The sequence below is a fragment of the Specibacter sp. RAF43 genome (assembly GCF_052114065.1).
In the GTDB taxonomy this organism is placed as follows: domain Bacteria; phylum Actinomycetota; class Actinomycetes; order Actinomycetales; family Micrococcaceae; genus Specibacter.
Window position 1 is genome coordinate 144,249 of sequence record NZ_JBFREA010000012.1, and the last position, 7,518, is coordinate 151,766.

A 7,518-nucleotide genomic window follows, 5' to 3' on the forward strand; every position below is an offset into this window, starting at 1 on the left:
GGCCCCGCCCGGTTGAGGATCTAGAGGCTGATGCTGCTCACCGGCATGGACGAGTCCGGGGCGAACGCCAGGTCGCTCGGGGCCACGCCATTCATGACCAGCTGGGCGCCCAGGGCCGCCACCATGGCACCGTTGTCCGTGCACAGGGACATCGCCGGCACCAGCAGCGTGATCCCGGCCGCCGCGGTGCGCTGGGCGGCCAGTTCGCGCAGCCGCGAGTTCGCCGCGACTCCCCCGCCAAGCAGCAGGGTGGTCAGGCCGTGCTCGCGGCAGGCCAGCACCGCCTTGGCCGTGATGACGTCCAGCACGGCTTCCTGGAACGACGCCGCCACGTCGGCCACGGGGACCTCCTCGCCGGCCGCCTCAAACGCCTCGACACAGCGGGCCACGGCCGTTTTCAGCCCGGAGAAGGAGAAGTCGTAGCGGTGGGGGCCGGGGGCCTCGGCGGTGCCCATGTACTTGGGCGCCGTCAGTCCCCGCGGGAAACGGATCGCCTTGGCGCTGCCCGCCCTGGCCAGGGCGTCGATGGCCGGGCCGCCCGGGTAGCTGAGCCCAAGCAGGCGGGCCACCTTGTCAAAGGCTTCCCCCGCGGCGTCGTCGATGGTGGCGCCCAGCAGCACCACGTCCTCGGCGATGCTGCGCACCCTCAGGATCTCCGTGTGCCCGCCGGAGACCAGCAGGGCGCCCAGGTTTTCCGGCAGCGCCCCGGCGGTGGACCGGGCGGCGATGGAAGGATCGAGCAGCCCCACCCCGACGTGGGCGACCAGGTGGTTGATGGCGTACAGCGGCTTGCCCGTGGCCAGTGCCAGTGCCTTGGCGGCGCTGACCCCCACCATGAGCGCGCCGGCCAGGCCGGGCCCGCTCGTGACCGCGATGGCGTCGACGTCGGCCAGGCTCACGCCGGCGTCCGAGAGGGCCTTCTCCAGCGTGGGCACCAGCGCGTCCAGGTGGGCGCGGGAGGCGATCTCCGGGATCACCCCGCCAAAGCGGACGTGTTCGGCCATGGAGGAGGACACCGTGTTGGTGAGCAGCTCCGTGCCGCGGACCAGGCCGACGCCGGTCTCGTCGCAGGAGGACTCGATGCCCAGGATCAGGGGTTCCGCCGACGTCATGGGTGGTCCTTCCGGTGGTGGTGCGTGAGGGGGTCGGAGAGTGTCAGGCGCATGACCAGCCCGTCGGCCCCGTCCCGGTAGTACCGGCGCCGCGTGTGGATGTGTTCAAAGCCGAACCGCGCATAAAGCTCCTGCGCCCGCGGGTTGACGGCGCTGACCTCCAGCATGACGGCCCGGGCGCCGCGCCGCCGCGCCTCCGCCAGGAGTTCGGCCAGCATGGCCCGGGCGATGCCGCGGCCCCCGAATTCGGGCTCCACGCCAATGGTTTGGATGYCCCCGATGGGCGGCACGCACATGAGTCCGGCGTAGCCGACAATCCTCTTGACTTCGGCGGATCCTCCCACTTCCGCGACGATGTACCGCCGGGTCTTCGGCTGCGCGAGCTCATCGACGAACATGTGGCGGGGCCAGCAGTCGATGCCGAAGAGGCGCACGTCCATGGCGGCAATCGCATCGATGTCCGCCGACACCATGTCCCGGAGCACGGCCGGCGCCGGACCCTCAGCAGGGGGCGCCGCCGACGGCTCCTCCCCGGCGCGGGGGGTCACAGGGCACGCTTTCGCGGCCCCGGCACCTTGGCGTCCGATTCCCGCAGGTACAGCGGGGTGGAGGCGAGCAGTTCCGCCCCGTCCCGGAGCTTGCGCGCGGCCATCCGGCCCAGGGACAGCGCCGTGGGCTGGGCATGGGCAAAGGCGGGATCCACGACACAGCCGCCGGCGGCCAGTTCCTGGGCATACAGGCCGGCGCCGGCCCCGTACACGGGCACATTGCGGAGCGCGACGGCCGGGCCCACCGCTGGTCCGGCCAGCAGGGCGCCGTCGGCGTCGTAGCGGGCCGAGTAAATTTCCTTGCGGCGCGCGTCGGTCGCGATCACAAACTCGCCGTCGGGCGCGGCCCGGGGGGCGCCGTCGGGCGCGGCGAAGAGCACGTCCCAGGCCAGCGCGTCCAGGCTCATGAGCCCGTGCAGCGGCACCTGCCAGGCGAAGCTGAGGGTGCGGGCCAGGGCGATCCCGGAGCGCAGGCCGGTGAACGGGCCGGGCCCCACGCCCACCACAATGGCGTCCAGGGCCGGGCCCTGCGTCACGGCGTCGGCGAACAGGGCACGCACGCCGGGTGCCAGCACCTCGGCGTGGCTGCGGGTGTCCGCCGTGGCAAAATCGGCGTACACCGTGAGCGGCCCGTCGGGGCCGGCGCCGGGGTCGAATTCCAGCAGCGCGGCGCTGGCCACGGCGGAGGTGTCAATGGTGAGGATGCGCACGTCTTTAGCCTATTCCACCGGGTCCGAGACGGCTGCGAGCGCGGCAAAGTCCACGCCGTCCCAGCGCGGACCGATGGCGCGCAGGCGCAGGAGGCGCGGTTCGTCGTCGTCGCCGTCGCCGAATGGCTCGCCGTCAAAGGTCCCGTCCACGGTGCCATCGATGGTGCCGTCGCCGCTCGACGCCGGGGCGGCGGCCGGGCCGGCCGCTCCCGCGGGCGCCTGCACCGGCCGCGACGGGCCGCCGGTGGCGCGGACCAGGTCGATTTCCAGGCGGCTGGCGGCCAGGTGCTCCACCCGGTCGGCACCCCATTCGACGACGGTCACGGAGGAGTCCATCGTGTTTTCCAGGTCGATGTCGTCAATCTCCGCCGCCGAGCCCAGCCGGTAGGCGTCCACATGGACCAGGTCGGGGCCGCCCGGGTTGGGGCCAGCGGGCAGGTTGGGGTGGATGCGGACCAGCACAAACGTGGGGGAAATGATGCCCGGGCGCACCCCCAGGCTCGCTCCCAGGCCCTGGGTGAAGGTGGTCTTGCCGGCGCCCAGCTCGCCGGTGAGGACGATCAGGTCCCCGGCCCGCAGGTAGGCGGCCAGGTTCCGGGCGAGCTGGCGGGTCTGCTCGGCGGTGGTGGTGGCGAACTCCCACATCATGCGTCGGCGCCTTCGGGGCGCGGCTCGCTGCCGGACCCGCCGTTGACATAGGTGCGCGGAACGCGCGGGCTGATCCGGGTCACCACCTCGTAGTTGATGGTTCCGGCGGCCGCGGCCCAATCATCGACGGTGGGGCCGCCGTCGGCGCCGTTGCCAAAGAGCACGGCGGCGGTGCCGGGGTCCGCGCCGCGGTTGCCGGCATCGGGCCCCAGGTCAACCACCATCTGGTCCATGGCGATGCGCCCCATGACCGGATAGGTGACCCCGTTGATCCGGACGGGGCCGCCGGTGGCGATGCGGGGGATGCCGTCGGCATAGCCCAGCGGGACCAGGCCCAGCGTGGTCGGGCGGTCCGTGATGAAGTTCAGCCCGTAGGAGACGCCCTGTCCGGCGGGGACGTCCTTGCACAGGGCCAGCTGTGTTTGCAGGGTCATGGCCGGGTGCAGGCCGAGGTCCGCGGAGGTCTGGTCGGCAAAGGGGGAGAGCCCGTAGATGCCCAGTCCGACGCGCACCAGGTCAAAGTGCGAATCCGGGCGCGAGAGCGTGGCGGGGGTGTTGGCGATGTGCCGCACCTCCAGGTCGGCCCCGGCGTCCTCGGCGACGGCCACGGCCTCGCGGAAGAGTTGGAGCTGGCGGTCGGTTTCCGGCCGGTCGGGCTCGTCGGCGACGGCCAGGTGGCTGAAGACGCCCACCACGCGCAGCAGGCCCTGGTCCTGATAGGCGATGGCGTCTGCCACGAGGGCGTCCCACCGGTCCATGGCGCAGCCGTTGCGGCCCAGCCCGGTGTCGATCTTCAGGTGCACGCGGGCGGGGCGTTCCTCGGCGCGCGCGGCGGCGGCGATGTATTCCAGCTCCCAGCCCGAGCAGCCGATGTCGATGCCGTGGGCAACGGCCGCGGCGAAGTCCGAGGAGGGGGTGTGCAGCCATGCCAGCAGCGGGGTGTCGATGCCGGCGCGGCGCAGCACCAGGGCCTCGCTGATGTGGGCGGTGCCCAGCCACTCGGCACCGGCCGCCACGGCCGCCCGGGCCACCGGGACCGCCCCGTGCCCGTAGGCGTCGGCCTTCACCACGGCCATGAGCCGGGCGGGTGCGGCGATGGCGCGCAGCGCGGCGACGTTCTTGCCGATGGCGGCGAGGTCAATGATGGCTTGCCGTTCAGGGGTCGAAACCCGGCTGGGAACGGTGGCTGCAGTGGAAGTCACCCCTTCATTTTAGGCCCGGAGCGGAGCCGTCCGGCGCAGGCGCCAGCCCGGGCGGGAAGGCGGGTGGGTGTGGCTGGTGCCGGCGGTGGAAAGATATATACAGTTACACGCAGCGCTTATGCGGAAGGAGTCACCGTGCACCAGGTTCGACGCGTGGCCATGCTGTCCCTGCACACCTCCCCCCTGGAGCAGCCCGGCGGCGGCGATGCGGGGGGCATGAACGTCTATGTCCGCGCGCTGGCCCTGGAGCTGGCGGCCGCCGGCATGCTGGTGGACATCTACACCCGGCGCACCTCGGCCGACCAGGCCGACACCGTCGCGCTGGCCCCGGCGGTCATGGTGCACCACATCACCGCCGGGCCGTTTGCCAAGGTCTCCAAGGAAGCCCTGCCGGAGCTCATCAACGAAATGGCCGACGCCGTCTCCGCCCACATCACGGCCCTCGCCGCCGACGGCACCGCGGTGCCGGTCAACGTCATCCATTCGCACTATTGGGTCTCCGGCATGGCCGGGATCCTGGTGGCCAAGACGCTCGAGGTGCCCCTCGTCCACACCATGCACACCATGGCCCGGGTGAAGAACAACCACCTGTTGCCCGGCCAGAGTGCCGAGCCCGGCATCAGGGCGGACGGCGAACAGCACATCGTGGCCGCCGCCACCCGTCTGATCGCCAACACCACGGCCGAGGCCGCCGAGCTGGAACGCCACTATGACGGCTGCGAGCAACGCATCGACGTCGTCTCCCCCGGCGTTGATTTGAAGGTTTTCAAGCCCGCCTTCCGGGACCGCTCCCGCCGCGAGCTGGGGGTGGGGGCCGGGGACTTCCATGTGGTCTTTGCCGGCCGGATCCAGCGGCTCAAGGGTCCCCACGTCCTGGTCAAGGCCGCCGCCTGCCTGCGCCGGCACCGCCCGGAGATCCCGCTCCGCCTGAGCTTCCTGGGCGCCCGCAGCGGCCGCGACAAATACGATCTGGCCCAGCTGATCACCGACGCCGGCCTGGACGGGGTGGCCACCGTGATGCCGCCGGTCGGGTCGCTGGAACTGGCCCACTGGTATCGCAGCGCGGACGTGGTTGCCATGCCGTCCGCGAGCGAATCGTTCGGCCTGGTGGCCCTGGAGGCCCAGGCGTGCGGGACCCCCGTCATCGCCACAAACGTCGGCGGGCTGCCCCGGGCCATCAGCGACGGCCGCACGGGCCTGCTGGTGGAGGGCCGGTCCGGCCGCGTGTGGGCCGACGCCATCGCCTCACTGTACGACTTTCCGGACACCCGCATCGACATGGGCCGGGCGGCCTCCGTGTTTGCCGAATCCTACGGCTGGGAAGACACGGCCGCCCAGACCATGGCCAGCTACGACCTGTCCGTGACCTACCAGTACGTGGCCCCGCCGGGATGCTGAGGCGCCCGCGGTGCGGCGCAGCCGAGCGTTGATACCGTCACCTTGAAGACGAGAGGACCTTTCCCCATGACACGTCCCGCAGTTTCGGACCCCAACCCCACCTGGTGGCGCCAGGCCGCGGTCTACCAGATCTATCCGCGCAGCTTCGCCGACACCACCGGCGACGGGCTGGGCGACCTGCCCGGCGTCACGGCCCACATGAACTACCTCTCCGCCCTGGGCATCGACGCCATCTGGCTGAGCCCGTTTTACCCCTCGGCGCTGGCGGACGGCGGGTACGACGTCGACGACTACCGTGACGTCGACCCCCGCCTGGGCACGCTGGCCGACTTTGACGCCCTCGTGGCCGCCGCGCACGACGCCGGCATCCGCGTCATCGTGGACATTGTGCCCAACCACAGCTCCGACCGGCACGCCTGGTTCCAGGCCGCGCTGGCGGCCGCGCCCGGATCCCCGGAACGGGCCCGGTACCACTTCCTGGACGGGCTGGGCGCGGATGGCGAGCTGCCGCCGTCGGACTGGATTTCCCACTTTGGCGGGGGCGCCTGGACGCGGGTGATTGAACAGCGCGGGCCGAACGCCGGCCGGCCGGGCCAGTGGTACCTGCACCTGTTTGCCAAGGAACAGCCCGACTTCAATTGGGACAACCCGGAGGTGCGCGAGGACTTCCACACCACCTTGCGCTTCTGGGCCGACCGCGGCGTGGACGGGTTCCGCGTGGATGTGGCCCACGCCCTGGCGAAGGACATGGCGCTGCCGCTGCGCTCCAAGACGATCCTGGACATCGAGGTCGATGACGGCACGGACCCCTTGTTCGACAGGGACGCCGTGCACGACATCTTTGCCGGCTGGCGGCGGGTGCTCAACGAATACGACCCGCCCAAGGCCGCCGTCGCCGAGGCCTGGGTGCCGTTCACCAACCGCCGGCTGAAGTACGCCCGCCCGACGGAATTGGGCCAGGCGTTCAACTTTGACCTGCTCCAGGCCCCGTTCGACGCCGTGGAGTTCCGGGCGATTGCCGAAAAGTGCCTCGTGGAGGCGGACGCATCCGGCGCGTCCTCCACGTGGGTGTTCTCCAACCACGACGTCGTCCGCCACCCGTCCCGCTATGCGGTGGACGGCGTCAGCACCCGGGAGGAGATGGAGGCGTGGCTGATGTCCGGGGGCACCGTGCCCCCCGCCGACCTGGAACGGGGCCTGCGCCGGGCCCGGGCGGCAACACTGTTCATGCTCGGCCTGCCCGGGTCGGCCTACCTGTTCCAGGGCGAGGAATTGGGCCTGTTCGAGGTCGCCGACCTGCCCGAGGACGCCCTGGCGGACCCCACCTGGTTCCGCAGCAATCACCGTGTCAAGGGCCGGGACGGCTGCCGGGTGCCGCTGCCGTGGGATGCGACGGCGGCGAACTTCGGGTTTGGCGGCCCGCCCTGGCTGCCGCAGCCGGACTGGTTCGCGCACAAGGCCGCCAGCGTCCAGGACGGCGCGGCCGGGTCCACGCTGGAGATGTACCGGGCGGCGCTGAGCTGGCGGCGCAAGCTGCAGGCGGAGGAGTCCCTGGCGTGGGTCAGCGAGCCGGCGGCGACCGTCAGCCGCTACCGCCGCCCCAACGGCTGGGAGGTCATCACCAACTTTGGCAAGGCCCCGGCGGCGCTGCCGTCCGACGTCGTGCTGGCCAAGGTGGTGCTCAGCTCCGGGGAACCCGCCGCGTCCCTCATCCCCGGCGAAACAACCTACTGGCTCGCCCCTTAACGCAACTGACCCGCAAAAGATGTCGAAAACAAGGCGATTTTCGCGATTTTTCGGCTCTTCTGACGTATCCGTGGGTTAGTTTCGGCCTGGGAGGGCGGGTTTGTGGCCTCCCAGGCTGAGCATGGCTAGGGCGATGAGGGCTTCGGGTTTCTTG

The 7,518-nt window shown here is 71.4% G+C and carries 7 protein-coding genes; 2 read left to right on the forward strand and 5 right to left on the reverse strand.

Annotation, left to right across the window (positions count from 1 at the left end; translation table 11 throughout):
* Positions 1–20: 20 nt before the first annotated feature.
* The 5 genes from tsaD to alr form a co-directional block, all read right to left on the reverse strand.
* Complete coding sequence (gene tsaD, locus AB4Y80_RS08825; protein ID WP_442213682.1) at positions 21–1,112, reverse strand: tRNA (adenosine(37)-N6)-threonylcarbamoyltransferase complex transferase subunit TsaD; 1,092 nt, start codon at positions 1,110–1,112, stop codon at positions 21–23.
* A complete protein-coding gene (rimI, locus tag AB4Y80_RS08830) occupies positions 1,109–1,585 on the reverse strand; it encodes a ribosomal protein S18-alanine N-acetyltransferase (protein WP_442213693.1) in 477 nt (158 codons plus the stop codon). Before rimI ends, tsaD begins: the two co-directional genes overlap by 4 nt.
* A gap of 71 nt (positions 1,586–1,656) precedes the next feature.
* Positions 1,657–2,370 carry a tRNA (adenosine(37)-N6)-threonylcarbamoyltransferase complex dimerization subunit type 1 TsaB gene (gene tsaB / locus AB4Y80_RS08835; protein WP_442213684.1) on the reverse strand — a complete coding sequence of 238 codons (714 nt, stop codon included), beginning with the start codon at positions 2,368–2,370 and terminating at the stop codon, positions 1,657–1,659.
* 9 nt (positions 2,371–2,379) lie between these two features.
* Complete coding sequence (gene tsaE / locus AB4Y80_RS08840; RefSeq protein ID WP_442213685.1) at positions 2,380–3,018, reverse strand: tRNA (adenosine(37)-N6)-threonylcarbamoyltransferase complex ATPase subunit type 1 TsaE; 639 nt, start codon at positions 3,016–3,018, stop codon at positions 2,380–2,382.
* Positions 3,015–4,220, reverse strand: coding sequence for an alanine racemase (alr, locus tag AB4Y80_RS08845; protein ID WP_442213686.1), 1,206 nt, complete (start codon positions 4,218–4,220; stop codon positions 3,015–3,017). Before alr ends, tsaE begins: the two co-directional genes overlap by 4 nt.
* A gap of 135 nt (positions 4,221–4,355) precedes the next feature.
* On the opposite strand from alr, the gene mshA reads away from it, so the two are divergent.
* Both mshA and AB4Y80_RS08855 read left to right on the forward strand, forming a co-directional pair.
* Entirely contained in the window at positions 4,356–5,618 is a 1,263-nt protein-coding gene (mshA, locus tag AB4Y80_RS08850) for a D-inositol-3-phosphate glycosyltransferase (protein ID WP_442213687.1), read from the forward strand.
* A gap of 66 nt (positions 5,619–5,684) precedes the next feature.
* Positions 5,685–7,364 carry a glycoside hydrolase family 13 protein gene (locus AB4Y80_RS08855; protein WP_442213688.1) on the forward strand — a complete coding sequence of 560 codons (1,680 nt, stop codon included), beginning with the start codon at positions 5,685–5,687 and terminating at the stop codon, positions 7,362–7,364.
* Positions 7,365–7,518 lie beyond the last annotated feature (154 nt).